The organism is Mesorhizobium sp. B2-4-14 (genome assembly GCF_006442155.1).
Classification (GTDB): domain Bacteria; phylum Pseudomonadota; class Alphaproteobacteria; order Rhizobiales; family Rhizobiaceae; genus Mesorhizobium.
Genome location: NZ_VFVA01000015.1, coordinates 93,367 through 115,793, shown reverse-complemented (window position 1 = coordinate 115,793; position 22,427 = coordinate 93,367). Strand labels below are relative to the sequence as shown.

Annotated in this window: 23 protein-coding genes; 10 read left to right on the top strand and 13 right to left on the bottom strand. The window is 63.7% G+C overall.

Features of this window, described 5'->3' with window-relative positions; translation table 11 throughout:
- Nucleotides 1-157: 157 nt before the first annotated feature.
- The gene (gene pbpC, locus FJ938_RS15680) at nucleotides 158-2,248 is read left to right on the top strand and encodes a penicillin-binding protein 1C (RefSeq protein WP_246673348.1); all 2,091 of its coding nucleotides are present in this window, start codon (nucleotides 158-160) and stop codon (nucleotides 2,246-2,248) included.
- A 15-nt stretch (nucleotides 2,249-2,263) separates the two neighbouring features.
- Here pbpC and FJ938_RS29520 read toward each other — a convergent pair whose 3' ends face one another.
- Nucleotides 2,264-2,434, bottom strand: coding sequence for a hypothetical protein (locus FJ938_RS29520; RefSeq protein ID WP_181169114.1), 171 nt, complete (start codon nucleotides 2,432-2,434; stop codon nucleotides 2,264-2,266).
- Between the two features lie 54 nt (nucleotides 2,435-2,488).
- Here FJ938_RS29520 and FJ938_RS15675 point away from each other — a divergent pair, with 54 nt between their 5' ends.
- The 4 genes from FJ938_RS15675 to FJ938_RS15660 all read left to right on the top strand — a co-directional run bounded on the left by FJ938_RS15675 (nucleotide 2,489) and on the right by FJ938_RS15660 (nucleotide 6,384).
- Nucleotides 2,489-3,517 (top strand): sulfate ABC transporter substrate-binding protein, encoded by a 1,029-nt coding sequence (locus FJ938_RS15675; protein ID WP_140608971.1) that lies wholly within the window; start codon nucleotides 2,489-2,491, stop codon nucleotides 3,515-3,517.
- 17 nt (nucleotides 3,518-3,534) lie between these two features.
- Nucleotides 3,535-4,386, top strand: a complete 852-nt coding sequence (cysT, locus tag FJ938_RS15670; RefSeq protein ID WP_140608974.1) for a sulfate ABC transporter permease subunit CysT — start codon at nucleotides 3,535-3,537, stop codon at nucleotides 4,384-4,386.
- Nucleotides 4,379-5,263 carry a sulfate ABC transporter permease subunit CysW gene (gene cysW, locus FJ938_RS15665; protein ID WP_140608976.1) on the top strand — a complete coding sequence of 295 codons (885 nt, stop codon included), beginning with the start codon at nucleotides 4,379-4,381 and terminating at the stop codon, nucleotides 5,261-5,263. Before cysT ends, cysW begins: the two co-directional genes overlap by 8 nt.
- A gap of 71 nt (nucleotides 5,264-5,334) precedes the next feature.
- Nucleotides 5,335-6,384, top strand: coding sequence for a sulfate/molybdate ABC transporter ATP-binding protein (locus FJ938_RS15660; RefSeq protein ID WP_140695162.1), 1,050 nt, complete (start codon nucleotides 5,335-5,337; stop codon nucleotides 6,382-6,384).
- 15 nt (nucleotides 6,385-6,399) lie between these two features.
- Here the strand turns inward: FJ938_RS15660 and FJ938_RS15655 are convergent, their stop codons facing one another.
- Together FJ938_RS15655 and FJ938_RS15650 are read right to left on the bottom strand one after the other, a co-directional pair.
- Entirely contained in the window at nucleotides 6,400-6,801 is a 402-nt protein-coding gene (locus FJ938_RS15655; RefSeq protein ID WP_181165565.1) for a type II toxin-antitoxin system VapC family toxin, read from the bottom strand.
- A complete protein-coding gene (locus FJ938_RS15650) occupies nucleotides 6,798-7,070 on the bottom strand; it encodes an antitoxin (RefSeq protein WP_140608982.1) in 273 nt (90 codons plus the stop codon). The genes FJ938_RS15655 and FJ938_RS15650 overlap by 4 nt, the downstream gene beginning before the upstream one ends.
- A gap of 225 nt (nucleotides 7,071-7,295) precedes the next feature.
- Between FJ938_RS15650 and FJ938_RS15645 the strand changes: the two genes are divergently transcribed.
- The 3 genes from FJ938_RS15645 (at nucleotide 7,296) to FJ938_RS15635 (ending at nucleotide 10,138) form a co-directional block, all read left to right on the top strand.
- The gene (locus tag FJ938_RS15645) at nucleotides 7,296-8,282 is read left to right on the top strand and encodes a sulfate ABC transporter substrate-binding protein (RefSeq protein WP_140695159.1); all 987 of its coding nucleotides are present in this window, start codon (nucleotides 7,296-7,298) and stop codon (nucleotides 8,280-8,282) included.
- 254 nt (nucleotides 8,283-8,536) lie between these two features.
- The gene (locus FJ938_RS15640; RefSeq protein ID WP_023768256.1) at nucleotides 8,537-8,986 is read left to right on the top strand and encodes an Rrf2 family transcriptional regulator; all 450 of its coding nucleotides are present in this window, start codon (nucleotides 8,537-8,539) and stop codon (nucleotides 8,984-8,986) included.
- Nucleotides 8,987-8,995: 9 nt separating this feature from the next.
- Nucleotides 8,996-10,138 carry a hypothetical protein gene (locus tag FJ938_RS15635; RefSeq protein ID WP_140695157.1) on the top strand — a complete coding sequence of 381 codons (1,143 nt, stop codon included), beginning with the start codon at nucleotides 8,996-8,998 and terminating at the stop codon, nucleotides 10,136-10,138.
- Here FJ938_RS15635 and FJ938_RS15630 read toward each other — a convergent pair.
- The 7 genes from FJ938_RS15630 to FJ938_RS15600 all read right to left on the bottom strand — a co-directional run bounded on the left by FJ938_RS15630 (nucleotide 10,133) and on the right by FJ938_RS15600 (nucleotide 18,039).
- Nucleotides 10,133-10,681 carry a gluconokinase gene (locus tag FJ938_RS15630; protein ID WP_140608988.1) on the bottom strand — a complete coding sequence of 183 codons (549 nt, stop codon included), beginning with the start codon at nucleotides 10,679-10,681 and terminating at the stop codon, nucleotides 10,133-10,135. The genes FJ938_RS15635 and FJ938_RS15630 overlap by 6 nt on opposite strands.
- A gap of 2 nt (nucleotides 10,682-10,683) precedes the next feature.
- Nucleotides 10,684-11,670, bottom strand: a complete 987-nt coding sequence (locus FJ938_RS15625) for an ABC transporter permease (RefSeq protein ID WP_140695154.1) — start codon at nucleotides 11,668-11,670, stop codon at nucleotides 10,684-10,686.
- Complete coding sequence (locus FJ938_RS15620; RefSeq protein WP_140695151.1) at nucleotides 11,667-12,647, bottom strand: ABC transporter permease; 981 nt, start codon at nucleotides 12,645-12,647, stop codon at nucleotides 11,667-11,669. The genes FJ938_RS15625 and FJ938_RS15620 overlap by 4 nt, the downstream gene beginning before the upstream one ends.
- The gene (locus FJ938_RS15615) at nucleotides 12,644-14,191 is read right to left on the bottom strand and encodes a sugar ABC transporter ATP-binding protein (RefSeq protein ID WP_140695148.1); all 1,548 of its coding nucleotides are present in this window, start codon (nucleotides 14,189-14,191) and stop codon (nucleotides 12,644-12,646) included. Before FJ938_RS15615 ends, FJ938_RS15620 begins: the two co-directional genes overlap by 4 nt.
- 75 nt (nucleotides 14,192-14,266) lie before the next feature.
- A complete protein-coding gene (locus tag FJ938_RS15610) occupies nucleotides 14,267-15,394 on the bottom strand; it encodes a sugar ABC transporter substrate-binding protein (protein WP_140695145.1) in 1,128 nt (375 codons plus the stop codon).
- Between the two features lie 223 nt (nucleotides 15,395-15,617).
- On the bottom strand, nucleotides 15,618-16,652 hold the full coding sequence (locus FJ938_RS15605) for a LacI family DNA-binding transcriptional regulator (RefSeq protein WP_181169113.1): 1,035 nt from the start codon (nucleotides 16,650-16,652) through the stop codon (nucleotides 15,618-15,620).
- A 157-nt stretch (nucleotides 16,653-16,809) separates the two neighbouring features.
- Nucleotides 16,810-18,039: an MFS transporter gene (locus tag FJ938_RS15600; RefSeq protein ID WP_140695142.1), complete on the bottom strand. Its 1,230-nt coding sequence runs from the start codon at nucleotides 18,037-18,039 to the stop codon at nucleotides 16,810-16,812.
- A 160-nt stretch (nucleotides 18,040-18,199) separates the two neighbouring features.
- Here FJ938_RS15600 and FJ938_RS15595 point away from each other — a divergent pair, with 160 nt between their 5' ends.
- The gene (locus tag FJ938_RS15595; RefSeq protein ID WP_140609000.1) at nucleotides 18,200-18,490 is read left to right on the top strand and encodes a DUF3175 domain-containing protein; all 291 of its coding nucleotides are present in this window, start codon (nucleotides 18,200-18,202) and stop codon (nucleotides 18,488-18,490) included.
- Nucleotides 18,491-18,504: 14 nt separating this feature from the next.
- Here the strand turns inward: FJ938_RS15595 and FJ938_RS15590 are convergent, their stop codons facing one another.
- Both FJ938_RS15590 and FJ938_RS15585 read right to left on the bottom strand, forming a co-directional pair.
- Nucleotides 18,505-19,281, bottom strand: coding sequence for a FadR/GntR family transcriptional regulator (locus tag FJ938_RS15590; RefSeq protein ID WP_140609002.1), 777 nt, complete (start codon nucleotides 19,279-19,281; stop codon nucleotides 18,505-18,507).
- A gap of 102 nt (nucleotides 19,282-19,383) precedes the next feature.
- A complete protein-coding gene (locus tag FJ938_RS15585; protein WP_140695139.1) occupies nucleotides 19,384-20,280 on the bottom strand; it encodes an NAD(P)-dependent oxidoreductase in 897 nt (298 codons plus the stop codon).
- 118 nt (nucleotides 20,281-20,398) lie between these two features.
- Between FJ938_RS15585 and FJ938_RS15580 the strand changes: the two genes are divergently transcribed.
- A complete protein-coding gene (locus FJ938_RS15580) occupies nucleotides 20,399-21,337 on the top strand; it encodes an NAD(P)-dependent oxidoreductase (protein WP_140695136.1) in 939 nt (312 codons plus the stop codon).
- Nucleotides 21,338-21,589: 252 nt separating this feature from the next.
- Here the strand turns inward: FJ938_RS15580 and FJ938_RS15570 are convergent, their stop codons facing one another.
- Complete coding sequence (locus tag FJ938_RS15570) at nucleotides 21,590-22,372, bottom strand: FadR/GntR family transcriptional regulator (RefSeq protein WP_140695134.1); 783 nt, start codon at nucleotides 22,370-22,372, stop codon at nucleotides 21,590-21,592.
- Nucleotides 22,373-22,427 lie beyond the last annotated feature (55 nt).

Genomic DNA, 22,427 nt, shown 5'->3' with positions numbered 1-22,427 from the left:
AGCAGGCGCCGACGTTGCGGCCAGCTCCCTTCTCCCCGTCACTATACGGGGAGGTGAGACGTGGTCCGCGCAGCGGACGAAAAGCCAATTGCTTGGCTTTTCGAACGGCGAACGCCCGAAGGGCCGTCGTCCCGGCAGGGGGATGAGGGGCGGCGCCATGCTCTCCAGAAAATTTCTCCGTCGAGCAGCCATAACCGCAGCGTCTTGCGCCGGCATCCTCGCCCTTTCCTTCGCAGCCCTTTGGGAGCTCGACCGCGCCTTCCCGCCCCCGCTTCCCAAGAAACTCGCCGTCTCCACCGAGGTCCAGGACCGCGACGGCCAGCTGCTGCGCGCCTTCGCCACGCCGGACGGCTACTGGCGGCTCGAAACCCATCTCGATCAGGTCGACAAGCAGTTCGTCGACATGCTGGTCACCTATGAGGACAAGCGTTTCTGGGATCATGAGGGCTTCGACGTGCTGGCGCTTGCGCGCGCCGCCGGCCAGTTCGTCGCCAGCGGCCACATCGTCTCCGGCGGCTCGACCCTGTCGATGCAGCTTGCCCGCCTGATCGAGCCGCGCGAAAGCCGCAGCCTCGGCTCCAAGATCAAGCAGATGCTGCGCGCCATCCAGATCGAGCGGCGGCTGTCCAAGCGCGAGATCCTCGAACGCTACCTGACGCTGGCGCCCTATGGCGGCAACCTCGAAGGTGTGCGCGCGGCCTCGCTCGCCTATTTCGGCAAGGAGCCGAAGCGGCTCACGGTCTCCGAAGCCGCGCTGCTCGTCGCCCTGCCCCAATTACCGGAAAAGCGCCGGCCTGACCGCAACCTCGAAATCGCCCATGCCGCCCGCGACCGAGTGCTGAGCCGCATGGTCTCATCCGGCCTGATCGGCGAGCGCGAGGCGGGACGCGCAGCACTCGACGATGTGTCGGGCCTGCGCCGCACCTTGCCGGCGCTGGCGGCACATGCCTCCTATGCGATGCTGCCGAAAGCCGTGCCCGGACAGCCGCTCAAGCTGATGATCCGCAAAAGCGTCCAGCAAGGATTGGAACAGGTGGCGCGCGACGCCGCCGCCAAGCTTGGGCCGCGTCTCTCCGTCGCCATGGTGCTGGCCGACTCCCGCACCGGCGACATTCTGGGCGAAGTCGGCTCGGCTAACTTCTTCGACGCCAGCCGTTCCGGCTGGATCGACATGACCAAGGTCGTGCGCTCGCCCGGCTCGACGCTAAAGCCGTTCATCTACGGCCTCGCCTTCGAACAGGGGCTGGTGGCGCAGGAAACGCTGATCGAGGACAGCCCTGTCGATTTCGGCGGCTATAGGCCGAAGAATTTCGACATGGGCTACCAGGGTGACGTCAGCATCCGCCAGGCGCTGCAACTGTCGCTCAATGTGCCGGCGATCCGCGTGCTCGACGCCGTCGGCCCGGCGCGGTTGACCGCGCGCTTCCGCCAGGCGGGCATCAACCCGATCCTGCCGGTCAATGAGGCGCCGGGCCTGGCCATTGGCCTCGGCGGGGTTGGCGTCACGCTGCGCGATCTGGTCCAGCTCTATACGGGGCTCGCCAATGGCGGCAAGACGCACACGTTGCACGATGGCACCGAACCGGCCAATGCCGAAAGCTCGGCCACCACCATCCTCAACGACCAGGCCAACTGGCAGATCATCGACATATTGTCGGGGGTCAAGCCGCCGGAAGGCGCCTTGCAGCGCGGCATCGCCTATAAGACCGGAACCTCCTACGGTTACCGCGACGCCTGGTCGGTCGGCTTCGACGGCCGCTATGTGTTGGGCGTCTGGGTTGGCCGGCCCGACGCCGGCGCTGTGCCCGGCCTCTCCGGCTATGTCTCGGCCGCGCCCATCCTGTTCGAAGGCTTTGTCCGCTCCGGCCTTGCCACCGTGCCGCTGCCGGGCAAGCCGCCCGGCGCTTTCACCCCCAAGCGAGAGGACCTGCCGGTGACACTTGCCCGCTTCGGCGCCGGTTCGGACGGTCTCGTGCAGGCAACGCCGACCGAGCCGGCGCCGACCATCATCTTTCCGCCCAATGGCGCCCGTATCGATCTCGGCACCAGTTCGGCCGATGCCACGCCGCTGGTGCTCAAGCTGCAGGGCGGCCGCGCGCCGTTCCGCTGGCTGGCCAATGGCAAGCCGCTCACCGGCATCGACCGCCGCCGCACGGCGACCTGGCAACCGGACGGCGCTGGCTATTCGACGCTGACCGTGATCGACGCCGTGGGACGGGCGGCCAGCGTGAAGGTTTTCGTTGAATAAACGAGGCCAGGCGATTCAGCGCATTGATTTTTTGCAGATAGAGTTTGGAAGGTTATTGCCCATGCCGATCGCGAGGCTGGGTGACGGATATCGATCCTCACCGAGCATGGATGAGGAAAACATTTCGCGACACAGCCCGATGTCGTCGAAGATTTTCTCCAGAAGGGCAAAAAAGGCAACATTCATTGCATCTAATTTCTATCAACTTGGTAGATTTTAAGCAGTTCAATGGAGGCAGAAATGACCAAACCTCATTTCATGAAGCTGCTCGGCGCGCTGATCGCCACATCTGTCCAGTTCGGCACGCTCGGTTTCGCGTTTGCCGACACCACCATTCTCAACGTGTCCTACGATCCAACACGCGAGTTGTACAAAGCCTATGACGAGGCCTTCACCGCGCATTGGAAAGCCGAGACCGGCGAGACGGTGACCATCCAGCAGTCGCATGGCGGGTCGGCCGCACAGGCTCGCGCCGTCATCGATGGCCTCGACGCCGACGTCGTGACGCTGGCGCTCGAGGGCGACATCAACGCCATCGTCTCGAAGTCGAAGAAGATCAATCCCGACTGGCGCACGAAATTCGAGAACAATTCAGCGCCTTACACCTCGACCATCATCTTCCTCGTCCGCAAGGGCAATCCCAAAGCCATCCACGACTGGAACGATCTGGTGAAGGACGGCGTCCAGGTGATCACGCCCAACCCCAAGACCTCGGGTGGCGCACGCTGGAACTATCTGGCCGCCTGGGCCTACGCCAACGCTCACGACGGCGGCGACGAGGCCAGGAACAAGGAATTCGTCGGCAAGCTCTATGCCAATGCGCCGGTACTCGACACCGGTGCGCGCGGCTCGACCGTGACCTTCGCGCAAAAAGGCCTGGGCGATGTGCTGATTGCCTGGGAAAACGACGCCTACCTGGCGCTTGACGAATTCGGTGCCGACAATTTCGACATCGTCTATCCGCCGACCTCGATCCTGGCCGAACCGCCGGTGGCGATCGTCGATGCCAATGTCGATGCCAAGGGCACGCGCAAGGTCGCTGAAGCCTATCTGAGCTACCTCTATTCCAAGGAGGGGCAGACGATCATCGCCAAGAACCACTATCGGCCGGCCAAGCCCGAACTCGTAGCGCCGGCGGATCTCCCCAAGACCCCGGATATCAAGCTGATCTCCATCGACGACCCGCTGTTCGGCGGCTGGAAAAAAGCCCAGCCTTACCATTTCGCCGACGGTGGTATATTCGACCAGATCTACAAGCCGGCCCAGTAAGAATAGACCAGGACAACATGACCACAGCACCCGCGCAGGCGGGGTGGCGGTTCAGACAGCCTAGCGTCATTCCGGGTTTCGGATTGACGCTCGGCTTCTCGCTTGCCTACCTCACCCTCATCATCCTGATCCCCTTGTCGGGGCTGATCTGGCGTTCGGCCGCCCTCGGCTGGACCGATTTCTGGGCGATCGCCATCGATCGCCGCACCACCAATGCGCTGGAAATCAGTTTCGGCACCGCCTTCATCGCGGCTGCCGTCAATGTGATCTTCGGCACGCTCGTCGCCTGGGTCCTGGTGCGCTACCGCTTTCCCGGCCGCCGCATTGTCGACGCCATGGTCGACCTGCCCTTCGCGCTGCCGACGGCGGTGGCCGGCATCGCGCTGACCACACTCTATGCACCGAACGGCTGGATCGGCAAATTGCTGATGCCGCTCGGCATCAAGGTCGCCTACACGCCATCAGGCATCGTCATCGCGCTGGTCTTCATCGGCCTGCCCTTCGTCGTGCGCACTGTGCAGCCGATCATGGAGGAAATCGACAAGGAGGTAGAGGAAGCCGCCGCCACGCTTGGCGCGAACCGGTTTCAGATCATCACCCGTGTGCTGTTTCCAGGCCTTGCGCCAGCCATTATCACCGGCTTTTCGCTCGCCTTCGCGCGCGGTGTCGGAGAATACGGCTCGGTCATCTTCATCGCCGGCAACTTGCCCTACAAATCCGAGATCGCGCCGCTTCTGATCGTCATCCGGCTTGAGGAGTACAACTACCCCGCCGCCACCGCGATCGCGGCGATCATGTTGTTGCTGTCTTTCATCATGCTTCTGGTCGTCAATCTCGTGCAGACATGGAGCCGCAAGCGCTATGGCTGATCCCGAGATCAAATCCTACGAGCTGTATCATGAAAGCCGCTCGGCGGCGGTCACCGAAAGCCGCCCGGCGCAAGCCGTGCTCATGGTCGTCACCTTCGCCTTTCTGGGCATTTTCCTGCTGTTGCCGCTGATCATCGTCTTCCATGAAGCGCTCGCCAAAGGCGTCGGCGCCTACACGCAATCGCTCGGCGACGCCGATACGCGCTCGGCGATCCGGCTGACGCTGCTGGTGGCGGCGATCTCGGTGCCGCTCAACATTGTCTTCGGCATCTCCGCGGCCTGGGCGATCGCCAAGTTCGAGTTCAAGGGCAAGGCCTTCCTGACCACGCTGATCGACCTGCCCTTCTCGGTCTCGCCGGTCATATCGGGACTGGTCTACGTGCTTCTGTTCGGCGCCCAGGGGCTGCTTGGCGCCTGGTTGAAGGCCAACGGCATCGTCATCCTGTTCGCCGTGCCGGGCATCGTGCTCGCCACCATCTTCGTCACCTTCCCCTTTGTCGCCCGCGAACTGATCCCGCTGATGCAGGAACAGGGCAATGGCGATGAGGAAGCAGCGCTCTCCCTCGGCGCCAATGGCTGGCAGACCTTCTGGTATGTGACGCTGCCAAACGTCAAATGGGGCCTGCTCTACGGCGTGCTGTTGTGCAACGCCCGCGCCATGGGCGAGTTCGGCGCGGTCTCGGTGGTTTCGGGCCATATCAGGGGCCTGACCAACACCATGCCGCTGCATGTCGAAATCCTCTACAATGAATACAATGCCGTCGGCGCCTTTGCCGTCGCCTCGCTGCTGGCCGGCCTCGCGCTTATCACGCTGGTGTTGAAAACACTGCTCGAGATGCGCTACGGCGCCGAACTCGCCGCGACCCGCGGGCACTAGCAATGCATGTCGCCCAAAACTGGCTACTGGTTTCGGGATGACGGCATGCATCCACTACAAAGGGACTGTTGATGGAAGTTCGCGTTGCCAATGTTCGCAAGGAGTTCGAGCGGTTTCCGGCGCTCCACGACGTGTCGCTCGACATCAAGTCCGGCGAGCTGATCGCGTTGCTCGGGCCATCCGGCTCCGGCAAGACGACGCTGCTGCGGCTGATCGCCGGGCTGGAACGGCCGACGCGCGGAAAGATCTTCTTCGGCGACGAGGATGCTTCGCAGAAATCGATCCAGGAGCGCAATGTCGGCTTCGTCTTCCAGCACTACGCGCTGTTCCGGCACATGACGGTGGCCGACAATATCGGTTTCGGCCTCAAGGTCCGGCACGGGCCGACGCGCCCGCCGGCGGCGGAAATCCGCCGCCGTGCCTCCGAGCTTCTCGATCTCGTCCAGCTTTCGGGATTGGAGAAACGCTATCCGGCGCAGCTCTCCGGCGGCCAGCGCCAGCGGGTCGCGTTGGCGCGCGCCATGGCGATCGAACCCAAGGTGCTGCTGCTCGACGAGCCGTTCGGTGCACTCGATGCGCAGGTGCGCCGCGAACTCCGCCGCTGGCTGCGTGAAATCCACGACCGCACCGGCCACACCACCGTCTTCGTCACCCATGACCAGGAAGAGGCGCTGGAGCTTGCCGATCGCGTGGTGGTGATGAGCCAGGGCCGCATCGAGCAGGTCGGCACCGCCGACGACATCTACGACACCCCAAACTCTCCCTTCGTCTACGGCTTCATCGGTGAATCGAGCTCGCTTCCGGTCAAGGTCGAGAATGGCGAGATCTGGCTCGCCGACCGTCCGATCGGGCTATCGGCGCCGCATGCGCCCTTGGGCGGTGCGATGCTGTACTTCCGTCCGCATGATGTCGAACTGCTCGACGGCTGCAGCGGCTGCATCGCCGGCACCGTCGCCGCCAGCCGCCGCGTCGCCGGCACCCGGCGGGTGGAACTCGAGATCGGCGGCGAGCGCCAGCGCGTCGAGATAGAGTTACCCGTCGACCACCCGGCGGCGCAGAAAAGCCGGGTTGCTTTCAGGCCGGGACGCTGGAAGCTGTTTCCGAAAGTCATAAAAACGTGACGGCCTGAATGAGCGTCAAGCCAGCCAGTTTTCAACCTTCAGCCCGCTGATCCGGGTGAATTCTCCAGTGTTGGCCGTTACCAGCGTGATACCAAGAGCGCAGGCATGGGCAGCAATGAAGAGATCATTGTGGCCAATTGGTTGGCCGAGGCCTTCCAATTCGGCGCGTATGGAGCCGTAGTCGGCGTCCACCGGCACATCGAGCGGCAAGACGGGAATCTCAGCCAACAGTTCCTCAACTTTCTTGAGCAGTTTTGCCGATCCCTTTCGGGCACAGCCATACCGCAATTCCGAGGCGACCACGATGCTGGTGCACACTGCGGAGTCCCCCACACGCAACACGGTACTCGCGGCTTTGCCAGCCGGGTTTCGGATCATGTCGCTGATGATGTTCGTGTCCAGCATGAACCGCATCAAAGAATGTCCTCGGGTTTGACAGGCGCGTCGTCGAATTCAGGGAAATCGTCCTCGGGACCGAGCGGTAGCTCGTTCGCCCACTGGGCAAGCAGCGCGGTGAGACCCGGCCTGCGAACCGGCTCGATGACCAGACGGTCGCCTTCCCGACTGATCAGGACCCTGTCGCCCGGAAGCTCGAACTCGACGGGAATGCGCACTGCCTGGCTTCGATTGTTGCGGAACAGCTTCGCCTCTTTGGGCGTCGTCGTTGACTGGCGGTGCTGGGGCATTGTTGGCTCCTTTGCATATGCCAAATGTATATGCATATAAAAAAGCAAATACAATGCGCGAGACCGCCCGACCGGCTGGTTGGAACGAAATACCAATCAGACGCTGTTTCGCCCACGTCTTTTCTCACGGCCCGGGCGCAGAGCCTCCCCGCATGCCTCGTCGGGCGCTCCACACCCCGGCTATGGTGTGAGCCCATACACGCATTGCATCCGGAGCCTGTTTTCATGAAGCGATTTTTCCTCGGCATCGCAGCTTTTGCGGGTCTCGTCCTCGCATCCTCCCAAGCCTGGTCGGCCGACAAGCTGCTCAACGCCTCCTATGACGTCGGCCGCGAACTGTTCGTTCAGGTCAACAAGGCCTTCATCGAGAAGCATCCAGGCGTGACAATCGACCAGTCGCATGCCGGCACCTCGGCCCAGGCGCGCGCCATCGCCGAAGGCCTTGGCGCCGATGTCGTCACCTTCAACCAGGTCACCGACGTCGATTTCCTGGTCAAGAAGGGCCTCGTCTCCGCCGACTGGCAGAAGGATTTTCCCGACAACGCCTCGCCTTTCTATTCGCTGCCCTCTTTCCTGGTGCGCGCCGGCAATCCCAAACACATCAAGGACTGGAACGATCTGGTGCGCGACGACGTGCAGGTGATCTTCCCCAACCCGAAAACCTCCGGCAATGCGCGCTACACCTATCTGGCGGCGACCGCCTACGCCAAGGAAGCCTTCAAAGGCGACGACGCCAAGGTGAAGGAGTTCATCACTAAGCTGTTCAACAACGTGCCGATCTTCGACACCGGCGGGCGCGCCGCGACCACCACCTTCGTGCAGCGCGAGATCGGCGACGTGCTGATCACGTTCGAGTCCGAGACGCGCGGCATCCGCAAGGAATATGGCAGCGACAAATTCGAGCAGGTCACGCCCTCGGTCAGCCTTTTGGCGGAGTTCCCGGTGGCGATCGTCGACAAGGTCGCCGACGAGCATGGCACCCGCGATCTGGCCAAGACCTATCTCGACTTCCTCTACACGCCAGAGGGCCAGGACATCGCCGCCGAAAATGGCCTGAGGGCCCGCGACCCCGCCGTCGCCGCCAAATACAAGGCCGATTTCCCCGATGTGCGGCTGCTGACGGTGGAAGATGTTTTCGGCGGTTGGGGCAATATCCAGAAAGAGCATTTCGCCGCCGGCGGCCTGCTCGACCAGGCCTATGGCAGCCGCTGAGAGCTGCAGCACCGAGACGCGATGAGAGAGCCGGCGCTTTGCCGGCTTTTTCGTTTATGTGCCGGCAGCCGGTTCCGGCCGGGATTCTGCCGGCGCAATGCAAAACGTTACAAAGAATCAACGCGTTTGTGCCTAACGTGCCGTCCGGCGACTTGTTGTCGAGAAACGGCAGCGCGGGGGAAAAGCGTCATCATTTACACACAAACAGCCGCCAGATGCGGGGTGGTTGGGGTTTTTAGCGGGTTGACTTGGGCATGCTGACGAAAAAGGGCAAATACGGCCTCAAGGCCCTCGTGCATCTTTCCAGCCTTCCGGTTGGCCAATTGGCCTTCGTCAACGACATTGCCGTCGCCAACAACATCCCGAAGAAATTCCTCGACGCCATCCTGGGCGAATTGCGCAATGCCGGCTTCGTCCAGAGCCGCAAGGGCAAGGAAGGTGGCTATCGCCTCGCCCGCCCCGCCTCCGAGATCAAGATCGGCCACGTCGTACGCGTGCTCGACGGGCCGCTGGCGCCGATCCCTTGCGCCAGCCGCACACAATATCAGCGCTGCGAGGATTGCGACGAGGCCACCTGTCAGGTCCGGCACATGATGCTGGAAGTGCGCCAGGCAATCGCCGAGGTGCTGGACAATCGCAGCCTCGCCGCCATGCGCGATGCCGACAATGATGATTTTCCGGTCGAGTTGACATCCCAGATCTAGAGCCGGTGGATGAGGCTGCCGAAGTTCGCGAAATCCGGAAAAGCCGCCCGCAAGCAGCCATCGGCTGCCAGCTTTCGCACCGAAATCATCGCCGACATCTTTGTCCCGGAATATGCCGAGGATGTGCGCTTCTTCAGCCGCAAGCTGGTTCATCCCGGCCGGCTGCGTCGCTTTTCCAACCGGGATTTTCGCGAAAGCCTGCTTGCCGTCTTCTATCTGGCGGTCGCGGCGATGCTGCCGGTGCGCTGGTGGGCATCGATCTGCGACCGGGCGTCCCGGCTTCGCCTGAAGCGCCATATGCGCAAGGACTTTTCCGGCTATGCCGGCGCCGTGCGCGCAGTGCTTGGCGACAGCATCGACGCGCGCAAGCTGTTCGAAGCCTTGCTCGCCGCCCACCATCGCCGCCGCTTGCAGCTTGCCGCGCATCTGGCTGCCAGACGCTGGTCACCTGTGGTCCGGCTGGAAGGGCTCGACGGGCTGCAGGCCGCCCTGCGGCGCGGCCATGGCGCCATCCTCTGGTGTGATCAGTTCACCGCCCAGACCATCATCGGCAAGCGCGCCTTGCATGAGGCCGGCATCGAAGCGCATCAGGTGAGCGTCAACACGCATGGCGTGTCGGAAACGCCTTTCGGCCTGCGCTTCCTCAACCCGGCGATGGTCCGTGTCGAAAACCGGTTCCTGAAAAGCCGGATCATCTTCGATCGCCATGACGCCTATCAGGTCACGATCCGCATCCAGAAGATCCTGAGGCAGAACGGCGTTGTGCTGATGACCAACACCATCCATGCCGGCTCGACCTTTACCGAGGCCGCCATGGGCGAGAGCGGCTGGACGCACCTGGCCTCGGCACCGGCGAATTTCGCCGCCAGAAGCAAGACGCCGCTGTTTGCCATGTCGACTTTCGAGGCGGTTCCCTTCCGCGACTACCGCGCCCTGATCAGCCCCGAACTGCTGCCGGCGACATCGGCGACAGACCCAGCCAGGGACGGAGCGAAGAACCTTGCCTTGCAGGCGCATTACATCCTGCTGAAGCGCGACTGTCTGCTGCAGGCCCTGAAACACTGCCCCGAGCAGATGATGTCCTGGTCCGGGCGCCGGCGGCTGACAGAGGCGGCTCCAAGCGTCGGCATCGGCGCCGAAGAAGCCTCATGATCGGCGTATCGAACGGACCGCGTCGGTGACGAGTTCGTCGACCGGGCGCGTCGCGTCGAGCGTCAATGCGCGTTCCTCCACCCCAGGCGGTTCGAGGATGGCGAACTGGCTGTCGACAAGGCTCGCCGGCATGAAATGGCCCTTGCGGTTGCCGACGCGCCGCCTGGCGGTGGCGGGATCGATCTCCAGATAGAGGAAGACGATGTCGGGGCAAAAGCGGCGCAGGCGAGCGCGATAACCCCACTTCAGCGCCGAGCAGGCGGCGACCACGCCTTGCCCCCTGCCAACCGACGCCGCGATGCGCTCGCCGATCGCATCGAGCCAGCCTTCGCGCAGCTGGTCGGTGAGCGGCTCGCCGCGTGCCATGCGGGCGACATTCTCAGGCGGGTGCAGTCCGTCGCCTTCGATGAAGGCCGCACCCAGCGCAGCGGCCAGCGCGGTGCCGACGGCCGACTTGCCGCAGCCCGCGACGCCCATCACCACGATGGCCGGGGGCGCCGAGCCGGGAGCGCCCGTCGGCGCCTGTGCTGCCTCTTCGTCCACTGTCAGCGGCTTGCCGGCGCGCGGCCATAAAGCAAGAGCATGGCCACGATGACGACGCCATAGATGATCTGCCGTCCGGCTTCCGGCATCTGCATGACCGACAGGATGGATTGCAGCAGCGTGATCAGGATGACGCCGGCAACGGTGCCAAGATAGGAGCCGCGCCCGCCCAGGATCGAGGTGCCGCCCAGCACGACGGCGGCGATCGACGGCAGCAGGTAGGCGTCGCCCATCGATTGTGCCGCCTTGGACGCGTAGCCGGCCAGGAGCACGCCACCGAAGGCCGAGAGCCCGCCGGAGACGGCGAACGCGATCATCACCACGCGCCGCGTATCGACGCCGGAGAGATAGGCGGCGCGCTCGCGGTTTCCGATGCCATAGACCGTGCGGCCGAAGCCGGTGCGGGTCAGCACGAACACCATCGCCGCACCGATCAGCGCCCAGATGATGACCGCGTTAGGGACGCCGGGAATGGTAAAGCCTGTCGCAAGATATCGCATGGCGCCCGTAGCCGAATCCTGTGGCGAGAAGCCCCCCGTATAGACCACCATCAGCCCTTGCGCGACGGCATTGGTGGCGAGCGTGATGATCATCGAGGGAATGCGCAGATAGGCGACGCCGAGGCCGTTGACGATGCCGATCAGCACGCCGCAGAAGATGCCGAACGGGATGGCCAGCGCCACGCCGGCCGGACCGTAGGCCGCGGCCGCGCAGGCCATCATCGCGCCCGTCGCCACCGACCACGGCACCGACAGGTCGATCTGGCCAAGCAGGATGACCAGCATCATGCCGGTCGCGATGACGCCCAGGAACGAGGCCACCTTGAGCTGCTGCAAAAGATATTCAGGCGACAGGAAGCTGCGCGAATAGAGGCTGCCCAGCAACAGCAGCACCACGATGCAGGCAAAGGCCGTCAGCACCGCCGGATCGGCGCGCCGGATGAATTTCGGCATGCGGCCGGCAATGCCGCCAAGCGTCGTTTCGCTCACAGGAACCACTCCAGCCGGTTGCGGACCCGAAACAGGGCGAAGGCGCCGAGGCTGACCGCGACCAACAGGATAATGCCCTGGAACAAAGGCTGCCAGAGCGGATCGAAATCAAAGACGAACAACAAATCGCCAATCGTGCGGAAGGCAAGCGCGCCGAAAATCGCCCCGATGGCACTGCCCTTGCCACCAAATAACGAGACGCCGCCAAGCACCACGGCAGCGATCGAAAACAGCGTGTAGGCATTGCCGCTGGCATAGGCCGCCTCGCCCGTATAGGTGAAGAAGGTGAGGAACAGCCCGCCGATCGACGCCAGCAGCCCGGCCAGCGTGTAGGCGGCGAACTTGCCGCGCCGGATCGGCACGCCGGACATATAGGCCGCCGTCTCCGACGACCCCGCCGCGTAGGCCGCGCGGCCAAGCACCGAGCGGCTGAACGGCACCCAGATCACCAGCACGACGGCGAGCAGCACGACAAGGCTCGCCGGCACAACGCCGAACACGCGGCCCGTCAACGCATCGGCCAGGTCCTCATTGACCGAACCGCCCGGAAAGGGCCGCAGCAGGAGGCCGATACCGTAGTAGATCGCCCCCGTGGCGATGGTGGCGACGATCGGTTGCAGCCTTCCGTAGATGACGATGGCGCCGTTGATCGCGCCGCACAGAAGGCCGACCGCCAGCACGGCAAGCACGCCAAGCGCCGTCTGGATCGGAGTGCCCACCACAAGCCAGGAAGCCAGGCAGTTGGTGAGGAGGAAAATCATGCCGACGGACAGGTCGATGCCGGCGGTGATCACCACCAGTGTCTGCGCCATGGCGACGAAGGCAAGCAGCACGCCCTTGTTTGCCGCCGTCTGTACCACATTGGGGGTGAAGCCGGCCGGATGGTTCGAGGTATAGATGACGAACATGGCAATAAAGATGCCGAGCGCCAGCAGCGTTCCACGTTGCTCGGCCAGCCAGTAGCGCCAATCCTTCACGCCTCCGCTCCCAGGCCCACCGGGCTCTCCTCGCCATGGATGTTGAGCGCGCTCGCTATCAGCGCCCGCTCGGTGATCTCGGCGCCGACTAGTTCACGCTTGACCGCTCCGTCATAGAGCACCAGCACCCGGTCGCAGCAGCCGATCAACTCGTCATAGTCGGTCGAATAGAACAGGATCGCCGCCCCGGCATCCGCCAATTTGCGCATCAGCTGATAAATCTCCTGTTTGGTGCCGACGTCGATGCCGCGCGTCGGATCGTTGAGCAGGATGATGCGCGGCTGGCGCATCAGCCATTTGGCGATGACCACCTTCTGCTGGTTGCCGCCCGACAGCGCGCCGACCGGAATGTCGAGACCAGCGGTCTTGATCGCCAGAAGGCCAACCATATCGTCGATCAGCCGCTGTTCGGCGGCGCGGTCGATGATGCCGCCCTTCGACAACCGGTCGAGCGAGGCGAAAGACAGGTTCTCGCGCACCGTCATCGGCAACATCAGGCCCTCGGTCTTGCGGTCTTCGGGGATGAGCGCCATGCCGATGCCGTCCTCGCGCGCCGTGGCGGGACTGGTGATCGCAACGGGTTTGCCGTCGATCAGGATCTGACCGGACAGACCGCGCAGTACGCCAAAAAAAGCGAGCAGCAATTCACGCTGACCCTGGCCGTCGAGGCCGCCAAGCCCAACCACCTCTCCTGCCCTGACGCTCAGCGAGATGTTGTCCAGCCGGTCCGTCCAACCGAGCTTGCGCGCCTCGAGCCTAGGGGCGGCACTGGCCGGAGCCGCCGGCAGTTTGGGCGGAAAAATGTGGCTGTATTCGCGGCCGATCATCAGCTCGACCACCTCGTTGTCGCTCTTCGAGCCGGCCTTGTAGCTGGCGACGTTACGGCCATTGCGGAACACCGTGCACTGGTCGGCGAGTTCGGCGATCTCGTTCATGCGATGCGAGATGTAGAGCAGCGCCAGCCCTTCCGAGCGCAGCCGTTTCAGGACACCGAATATTTTCGAGACATCCCCGGCTGTCAGCGCCGAGGTCGCTTCGTCAAGGATCAGGATGCGCGGCTTCCTGGCCAGCGCCTTGGCGATCTCGACCATCTGCCGGCGTGACAGCGGCAGGTCCCTGACCAGCGCCAGCGGATGGATGTCGGCGGCACCCGCCCGTGCCAGCGCGTCCTCGGCGATGCGGCGCTGGGCCTTGCGGTCGATCATGCCGAAGCGCTTGGGCGGATCGGAAATGACGATGTTGTCGGCGACGCTGAGTTCGGAGATCAGCGACAGTTCCTGAAAGATGCAGACGATGCCCGCTCTGTTCGCCGCACCTGGCGAAGCGAAGGTCACCTCGCGCCCGTCCAGCAGCATGCGGCCCTCGTCGGGGGCCACGACGCCGGCCACGACCTTGATCAGCGTCGACTTGCCGGCACCGTTTTCACCGAGGATGGCATGGATGCTGCCGGCCTCGACTGAAAGTTCGGCCTTTTCCAACGCGCGCACGCCGCCATAGCGCTTGGAAATACCTTCCATGCGAAAGAGAGGAGCCGCACCGTCCATCAACCCTCCAGGGCGATCATGGGATTGCAGGCTGGCGCCGAGGGGTGAGCCGCGGCGCCAGACGATGGCCAGCGATTACTGGTTTTCCTTGGTCTGCCCCATGATTTCCTGGGCGCTGAAATTGATGCCGCAGGTCGGGAAGGAATTGCCGACGAAGAAGTTGTCCGACTCTTTCGGGAAGTAATCCGTGCCTTCCTTCATGTCCGGATCCGTGGCGACAGCCAGGGGCAGCTTCACCTCCTGCGGCACCACTTCGCCTTCGAGTGCCGCGATGGCCGTCTTGATAGCGACGGCGACCTGGGCCGGGCCGGAGCCGGCGGAGGTGCACTTCAAGCCGTCGGCCGAATGCGCCGCGCAGAATTTGCGGAAGCCGTTTTCGGTCTCGCCGCCGAACGGCACGAATGGATGCTTGGCGTCGATCATCGCCTGCACGATGCCAGTGTCGCCGCCCTGGCCGGTGATGCCGTCGAACGGACCGTTGGTGGCGATCGCGTCGGCGGTCACCTTCTGCGCCACGCCGTCATCCCATTTACCGGCAACTTCGGTGACGGCCCATTTCTTGCCGGAAGCATCCAGCACTTCGTGGATTCCGTTGTGGCGGTCGGTGTCGACCGAGGTCCCGGCCACCCCGCGCACTTCCAGGATCTTGCCGCCATTCGGCACCTTTTCGACCAGCCATTTGGCCCACAATTCGCCAAGGCCCTTCTGGTCGACATTGACGTTGATGGCGTCCTTGGTGTCGAGGATGTTGTCGAAGGCGACCAGCACGATGCCGGCTTCCTTGGCGCGCTTGATGACCGGGCCGAAAGCGGTCGGGTTCTGCGCGTCGGTGACGATGGCATCATAGCCGGAATCGATGAAATTGTTGATCGCCGAAATCTGCGCCGGCACATCCTCTCCGGTCGACACGACCTTGAATTCCTTGATCTTTGCCTTGACGTCGGGCTGCGCCGCATAGGCTTTGGCCGTCTGCACCATCTGGATGCGCCAGGTGTTTGCGATATAGCCATTGGCGAAGGCGATGCGGTACGGCCCTTCCTTCTTCGGATATTTGAAGAATTTCGTGTCCGCGCTCCACGGCGCGAAACAGTCGGCCTGGGCGGCGGGACCGGAGACGATCTCCGGGCCGGCGGCCATGGCGGCCGAGTTGAGCATGACGAACGCACTGACGGCAACGATGCCACCGACAAGTGACTTGATCATCGATAATCCTCCCGATTGCAGTTCTGATTTGTCGTTTCAGTTTTATGGAATTTCCGCGTTTCCGGCTGGCCCTTCATATTATCCATAATAAACAAGCTTTAGCTGTTACTTATGTATAATAAACAGACTTGGCGCCTGAGGCTCAACACTCTGTTCACAAATAATGGTAGCGCTACCATGACGCTGTGTAAAGCACCATTCGGGGGCGCTCTCGAAAGCGTGTTCAGCGTGCCGTGCTCTCGCGCCGTTTCAGTTCGAAGCCGAGGTCGACGATCCGCTCCTGCGGCCTGTCACCGGCGATCGCCGCCAGCGCCATGGCGACCGCGCGCTTGCCGATTTCATAACGATGGGTGCGGACGCTGGTGATCGAAGGAAAGGCCACCTGCATCATGTCAAGATCATTGAAGCCGACGATGCCGATTGTGTTCGGCACTCCGATCGCGGCGCGGTGGCATTCGAACAGCACCCCGAGTGCGATGTCGTCATTGTTGCAGAAGACGCCGTCGAGCGTCGGCATCTTGGCCAGGGCATCGCGAAACAGTTCGCGGCCAAGCGATACGCTGGACGGCACCGGCGTGGTCGTTACCAGACGCGGATCGAACAGGCCGGCCTTCTCCATCGCCGCGCGGTAGCCGGCCAGACGCCGCTGCGAGCGCGGATCCATGCGCGCGCCGATGAAGCCGATGCGGCGATACCCCACTTCGATCAGATGTTCGGTCGCCGTCCTGCCGCCGTCGAGATGCGAGAAGCCGACCATCATGTCGATCGGATCGGGCCCGGTCTCCATGACCTGCACCACCGGGCAGCCGGCAGTCTCCAACAGCTTTCGCGAGGCTGGCGTCTGGTCGATGCCGGCCACGATCAGCGCCGCGGGCCGCTGGGAGCCGAACACCTGCAGCAGCCGCTCTTCCTCCAGCCCCGAATAATGCGTGTTGCCGAGCTGGATGCGGAACGGGCTGTCCGACAGGCTGTCATAGATGCCGCGCACCACCTCGGCGAAGACGTTGTTGGTGAGCGACGGCACCAGCACGCCGAACACCTCGGCGCGGGCCGAAGCAAGCGCCCGCGCATTGGGATCCGGCACATAGCCAAGCTCATCGACAGCGGCCTGGATCTGGCGGCGCAAATCTTGGCTGACCCGTTCCGGCTCGCGCAGCGCGCGCGACACGGTGATGGCGCCGACGCCGGCCTTGCGCGCGACGTCCGCTATGGTCGGGCGGCCGCCGCCGCGGCGCGAGCGCGGCTTGATCAAGGCCATGGCCCGTGCGCATGGCCGCCGAAGCGCGCCTCCAATACGATCATTCCAGCTGTCGTCATCTCACCGGCCTGCTGCCGCGCCCCTTGGCCTCTGGCGTCGCCCAGCGACTGGCCGTTGTCAAGCCGAGGTGATCGAGGGCCACGCCCCCTCCCTTGCCTCAGACCGCTACGGCGGTCCTGTGCCTTGCCTTCCAGAGCACCAGCACCATGGCCAGTATGTTCAGCAGATTCCAGGCGATGCCGTTCAGGAATGCGGCGGCGTAGGAGCCGGTCAGGTCGTAAATCCAGCCCGACATCCAACCGCCGATCGCCATGCCGAAGATGGTCGCCATCATGACGATGCCGATGCGCTGGCCGGCTTCCCTGGCGGGCATGTATTCGCGCACGATGATCGCGTAGCAAGGCACGATGCCGCCCTGCGACAGGCCGAAGACCAGCGACACGACATAGAGCGAGGCGAGCCCGTCGAACGGGATGTAGAAGAACAGCGACAGGCACTGCAGCACCGAGCCTATGAGCAGGGTCTTCACACCGCCGATCCGGTCGGCGACAAAGCCCGAGGCAAGCCGGCTGACGACGCCCGCCGCCATCATGATCGACAGCATGTCGGCGCCGTGCGCCACGCCGTAGCCGAGATCCATGCAATAGGCGACGATGTGCACCTGCGGCATCGACATCGCCACGCAGCAGCCCAGGCCGGCGACGACCAGCAGCACCTGCAGCGCCGCGGGCGACAGGGAGATCGGCTGCACCAGCCGGCTTCCTGGCGAACCGGCGGCGGCCGCTTCCGGAGCGCCGCGCCGCAGCATCAGCACCAGTGGCACCATGGTCACCAGGCAAACGATACCGATCGCCGCATAGGTGAAACGCCAGCCTTCCGCCTTCATCAGCGTGGGCATGATGGTCGGCCAGATCGTCCCGGCAAGATAGTTGCCGGCCGCGGCCGCGGTCACCGCGACACCGCGCCGACGGTTGAACCAGTGCGAGATGTCGGCAATCAGCGGGCCGAAGATCGCTGACGTACCGACACCGATCAGCAACCCCTGGGCAAGGGTGAATTGCAGGATCGATGTCGACAGCGCCGCGAGCAGGAAGCCGGCGGCGAGCGCGACAGACGAGAGCAGTGCCGGCATCCAGTAGCCCATGCGGTCGATGGCCCGACCGACCAGCACGTTGCCGGCGGCGAAGCCGACCATGGTCGCGGTGTAGGGCATGGATGCCGCGGCGCGGTCGATGCCGAACTCGGCCTGCACGGCGGGCAGCACCACGACAACGGCCCACATGCCGACGCCGCCGATCGTCGCCAGCAGCATCGAGATGGCGAGCCGCATCCAGGCATAGGAGCTGTCGATACCGGGGAGTGGCCGGCTCAAGTCGGTTCGGGTCAAGGCGTTTCCTGTCGGCTGCCGTTGCCGCCACTATCGGCGCATTCTGGGTCTACAGCAGCGCCACGGCGGGCAAATCGGTGGCTCCAGAGCAGGCGGGACGCGGGAACCGACGCCAATCCATGGAGTTTTGCGACCAGCAACCCTGCAAAGGAGCCCCGTCATGACCGCAACCAAGAAGAAATGGTCGGCCGAAGTGACCGAGCACAGCAACGCGATGGATCTCGAGGATCACATCTTCGAATCCGACGATGCCAAGAAGATCGCCGCCTCGCTCAAGCGCTCGGCCGAACACAGTCATCGCCGCAAGGCCGAACCATTCCAGTCCGCCATGTCGATGCTGAATTTCTACATCAACCGCGCCGGCAAGAACCTGCCCGCCGCACGCAGACAAGTGCTCGAGCGCGCCAAGGACGAACTTCGCGTAGCCTTCGGCCGCGAAAAAGAGGATTAGCGGTCAGCTCGGGCTTAGCGTGATTTGATCACGTGGTCGGTGTTGGCGAGCAGTTTCCGCACCGCGGCGCGCGCCGCGTCCGGCCGCTGCAGGCGGATGTTCTTCTCGATCGCCTCATGCAGTTTCTGCGCGTAGTTCAGGTCGTCGACCGCCCGCGTCGTATAGGTGAACAGATGGTCGAAGGCAGATTCGATCAGCACACCGAGCGGCACCAAAAGGTCGTTGCCGGAGGCCCGCAGAATGGCGAGGTGGAAGCGCGTGTCGGCACGCGTGCGCTCCTGCAGGCTGGCCGCCTCCCCCATCTCGCGGCAGGCCTGGCTGATCTCGGCCATCTGCTCGTCGGTCCGCCGCATGGCGGCGAATGCCGTCGCTTCCGGCTCGATGATATGGCGGAACTCCTGCACGGTTTTCAGGAACACTTCGCGGTCCGGCGAGGTCGCGTACCAGGCGAGCACGTCACGATCGAGCAGGTTCCAGCGCTCCTTGGGCTCGACCCAACTGCCGATCTTGGGGCGTGAGGCAAGCAGGCTTTTGGCCATCAGCATCTTGATCGCCTCGCGCACCGCCGAGCGGCTGACGCTGAAAGTCTCCGACCACTTCGCCTCGTTGGGCAGGATGGTGCCGGGCGGATAGTCGCCGCGCACGATCCTCAGGCCAATTTCGCTCGCCAGCGACGTGTGCACGCTGGCGCCAGGAATCCGCGCTGCGTCGGGCCGGCGAACACCGGAGGACCGTTCGGCGGCTGTCGGCTTTTTCGGCGATTTTTCCTTGTTCGGCTTTGCGTCCCGCATACACTTCAGAAAGGCCGGTTTGCGGAAGCTGTCAAGCACCCGCGGGCGGTTGGGCCGCAAAGCCCGCCGCTATGCACAACCCAGCCCGGTTTGCTCGTTCGCTCAGGCCGTTTTCACATATTTGCGCCAGCTGTGCTCCGGGCGGAAGCCGAGCATGTCGCGGGCCTTGCGGTTCGAGAGCAGCGTCTCGTATTCGCCAAGCTCGCCCTTGACCGGCACGCTGGGATAAAAGCGCTTCAGCAGCTCCGCCGTCGGCAAGTCCGACGAGGTGTCGTCATTGGCGGCGTTGAACACCTGGTAGCCGAGCCCATCCTTCTCGATGGCGCGCAGCGTGATCTGGCCAAGGTCGCGCGCATCGATATAGCTCCAGGCAATGCGCTTGCGGAAACCCGGATCGGCGAACCATTTCGGGAACAACTGGTATTCGTGCGGTTCGATGACATTGCCGATGCGCAAGGCATAGATATCGCTGCCGCTGCGCAGCGCGAAGGCACGCGCCGTCTTCTCATTGACGATCTTGGATAGCGCGTAGCTGTCCATCGGGTCGACGTCATACTCCTCGTCGAGCGGGAAATGCGTTGGATTGCGCGGCTCGTTGGCGAAAACCAGCCCGTAGGTCGTCTCTGAAGAGGCGATGATGACCTTGCGGATGCCAAGCTTCACCGCGGCCTCGATGACGTTATAGGTGCCCATCGCGTTGATGCGGAACAACTCATTGTCGGGCGTGATCATGATGCGCGGGATGGCGGCGAAATGCACCACGGCATCGACCGGCTGGGGACGCAGCGACGGATCGAATTCATGCAGGCCCATGTAGCTCGACAGCGCGTTGAATACCTGCCCGCTGTCGGTGATGTCGGTGATCAGTGTGCGGACCGTGGGATTGTCGAGCGGCCTGGTGTCGATGTTGAGCACCTGGCAGCCCTGCTCGACAAGATATTGCACGACATGGCGTCCAGCCTTGCCGCTGCCGCCGGTGAACATGATGCGCTTCGTCATTCTGGTCTCCATCACGGGCTCTGGAATTCCCGTCTATTGTCAGACAATATTGCATTTCGCAACCACTCAAGGCTAAAACGGCAGCGCAATTATCGATAATCCCAACAGGACGGATGACATGAACACCACGGCCGCGCGCGAAAAAATCGGCTTCATCGGCCTTGGCCTGATGGGACACGGTATTGCCAAGAACATAGTCGACAAGGGCTATCCCCTGACATTCCTTGGCCGCAAGAACCGCAAGCCGGCGGAAGACCTTCTGGGCCGAGGTGCCGAGGAAGCGTCGACGTCGCGCGACGTAGCAGCGGCATCCGATATCGTCTTCATCTGCGTCACCGGTTCGCGCGAAGTGGAAGCCATCATTCGCGGCCCCGGCGGCCTCAAGGAAGGCTTGAAGAAAGGCTCGGTCGTCGTTGATTGCTCGACCTCGGACCCGGTCTCCACCGTGGCCCTTGCGGCCGAACTCAAGGCGCTTGGTATCGACTATGTCGACGCGCCGTTGAGCCGCACGCCGAAGGAAGCCTGGGAAGGCACGCTCGATGCCATGGTCGGCGCGCCCGACGCCGTCTTTGCCAGGGTGCAGCCGGTGATCGAAACCTGGGCCGGCCGCATCGTCCATATCGGCGACACCGGCGATGGCCATCGCATGAAGCTGCTCAACAATTTCATCTCGCTCGGCTACGCCGCCATCTATTCCGAGGCATTGACACTGGCCGAGAAGGTCGGTATCTCGCCGCCGCGCTTCGACAGCGTCATCCGCAACGGTCGCATGGACTGCCCCTTCTACCAGACCTTCATGCGCTGGACACTGGAAGGCGACCGCGACGCCCACAAATTCACCATCGCCAACGCCTTCAAGGACCTGACCTATCTGGAGTCCATGGCGGGTGCTGCCGGCATCGCCAACCCGCTCGGCAATGCCACCAAGAATTCCTTCGCCGGCGCCCACGCCACAGGTCCGGCCGAGCAGTTCGTGCCGATGCTGGCGACCCATATCGGCAAGGTCAACGGCGTCGACCTGATGCCGACGAAGGATGGCAAGAAACAGACGATTTGAGAGCCTGGACGCTGACACTTCTAACAAAGGCTGCGCTGCCCCTCATTGTCCTGCCGGACATTTCTCCCCGTATAGTGACGGGGAGAAAGACGCCGTCATCTGCGATTTCGCCAATCGTCGGCGTTTTGAAAAAAGCGCAGAGGGTGCGATTGGCCCCCTTCTCCCCGTCGCTTTACGGGGAGAAGGTGCCGGCAGGCGGATGAGGGGCAGCGCCAACCTATGTCGTGAGCCACCTCCACCACCTGCCTTGGGTCACCGCCGCCCTCTTCCAATCCTCTCATCGGTGTCGGCGAGCAGCTTGTGCACGGCATTGCGGGCCGCCGCCGGACGCTGCAGGCGGATGTTCTTCTCGATGGCCTCGTGCAGCTTCTGCGCCCGCCACTGGTCGCCGACCTGCCGCGTCGTGAAGACGAAGAGATGGTCGAGCGCGGATTCGATCAGCACGCCGAGCGGCACCAGAAGGTCGTTGCCGGAGGCCCGCAGGATGGCGAGGTGAAAGCGTGTGTCGGCGCGGATGCGCTCCGGCAGGCTCGACGCCTCGCCCATCTCGCGGCAGGCCAGGCTGATCTCGGCCATCTGCTCGTCGCTGCGCCGCATGGCCGCGAAGGCGGACGCTTCCGGCTCGATGATGTGGCGAAACTCCTGCACGGTGCGCAGGAACGCTTCGCGATCGGGCGCCGTGGCGTACCAGGCAAGCACGTCGCGGTCGAGCAGGTTCCAGCGTTCCCTCGGTTCGACCCAGCTGCCGATCTTCGGCCTTGATGCCAAAAGGCTCTTGGCCATCAGCATCTTGATCGCCTCGCGCACCGCCGAGCGGCTGACATTGAAGGTCTCGGCCCATCTGGCCTCGTTGGGCAGGATGCTGCCGGGCGGATAGTCGCCGCGCACGATCCGGAGACCAATCTCGCTGGCGAGCGAAGCATGAACACTGAACCCGGGAAAGTGCGCCGCATCCGCCCTGCGCACGGCAAGCTGGTCGCGACCCGCTGGCGCCTTGGCCCGGCTGGCTTTTCCCTTCGCCTTCTCGTGCGGCATCCACGTTCCAATAGTCGGCCGGCTGTCGTCCGGATTGATCCGAACCTACGCAGGC

Bases quoted from the DNA above. Each gene is read 5' to 3' on its own strand.
- pbpC (WP_246673348.1), top strand. From the start codon at position 158: ATGCTCTCCAGAAAATTTCTCCGTCGAGCAGCCATAACCGCAGCGTCT.
- FJ938_RS29520 (WP_181169114.1), bottom strand. From the start codon at position 2,434: ATGAATGTTGCCTTTTTTGCCCTTCTGGAGAAAATCTTCGACGACATC.
- FJ938_RS15675 (WP_140608971.1), top strand. From the start codon at position 2,489: ATGACCAAACCTCATTTCATGAAGCTGCTCGGCGCGCTGATCGCCACA.
- cysT (WP_140608974.1), top strand. From the start codon at position 3,535: ATGACCACAGCACCCGCGCAGGCGGGGTGGCGGTTCAGACAGCCTAGC.
- cysW (WP_140608976.1), top strand. From the start codon at position 4,379: ATGGCTGATCCCGAGATCAAATCCTACGAGCTGTATCATGAAAGCCGC.
- FJ938_RS15660 (WP_140695162.1), top strand. From the start codon at position 5,335: ATGGAAGTTCGCGTTGCCAATGTTCGCAAGGAGTTCGAGCGGTTTCCG.
- FJ938_RS15650 (WP_140608982.1), bottom strand. From the start codon at position 7,070: ATGCCCCAGCACCGCCAGTCAACGACGACGCCCAAAGAGGCGAAGCTG.
- FJ938_RS15645 (WP_140695159.1), top strand. From the start codon at position 7,296: ATGAAGCGATTTTTCCTCGGCATCGCAGCTTTTGCGGGTCTCGTCCTC.
- FJ938_RS15640 (WP_023768256.1), top strand. From the start codon at position 8,537: ATGCTGACGAAAAAGGGCAAATACGGCCTCAAGGCCCTCGTGCATCTT.
- FJ938_RS15635 (WP_140695157.1), top strand. From the start codon at position 8,996: ATGAGGCTGCCGAAGTTCGCGAAATCCGGAAAAGCCGCCCGCAAGCAG.
- FJ938_RS15615 (WP_140695148.1), bottom strand. From the start codon at position 14,191: ATGGACGGTGCGGCTCCTCTCTTTCGCATGGAAGGTATTTCCAAGCGC.
- FJ938_RS15610 (WP_140695145.1), bottom strand. From the start codon at position 15,394: ATGATCAAGTCACTTGTCGGTGGCATCGTTGCCGTCAGTGCGTTCGTC.
- FJ938_RS15605 (WP_181169113.1), bottom strand. From the start codon at position 16,652: ATGGCCTTGATCAAGCCGCGCTCGCGCCGCGGCGGCGGCCGCCCGACC.
- FJ938_RS15595 (WP_140609000.1), top strand. From the start codon at position 18,200: ATGACCGCAACCAAGAAGAAATGGTCGGCCGAAGTGACCGAGCACAGC.
- FJ938_RS15590 (WP_140609002.1), bottom strand. From the start codon at position 19,281: ATGCGGGACGCAAAGCCGAACAAGGAAAAATCGCCGAAAAAGCCGACA.
- FJ938_RS15585 (WP_140695139.1), bottom strand. From the start codon at position 20,280: ATGACGAAGCGCATCATGTTCACCGGCGGCAGCGGCAAGGCTGGACGC.
- FJ938_RS15580 (WP_140695136.1), top strand. From the start codon at position 20,399: ATGAACACCACGGCCGCGCGCGAAAAAATCGGCTTCATCGGCCTTGGC.
- FJ938_RS15570 (WP_140695134.1), bottom strand. From the start codon at position 22,372: ATGCCGCACGAGAAGGCGAAGGGAAAAGCCAGCCGGGCCAAGGCGCCA.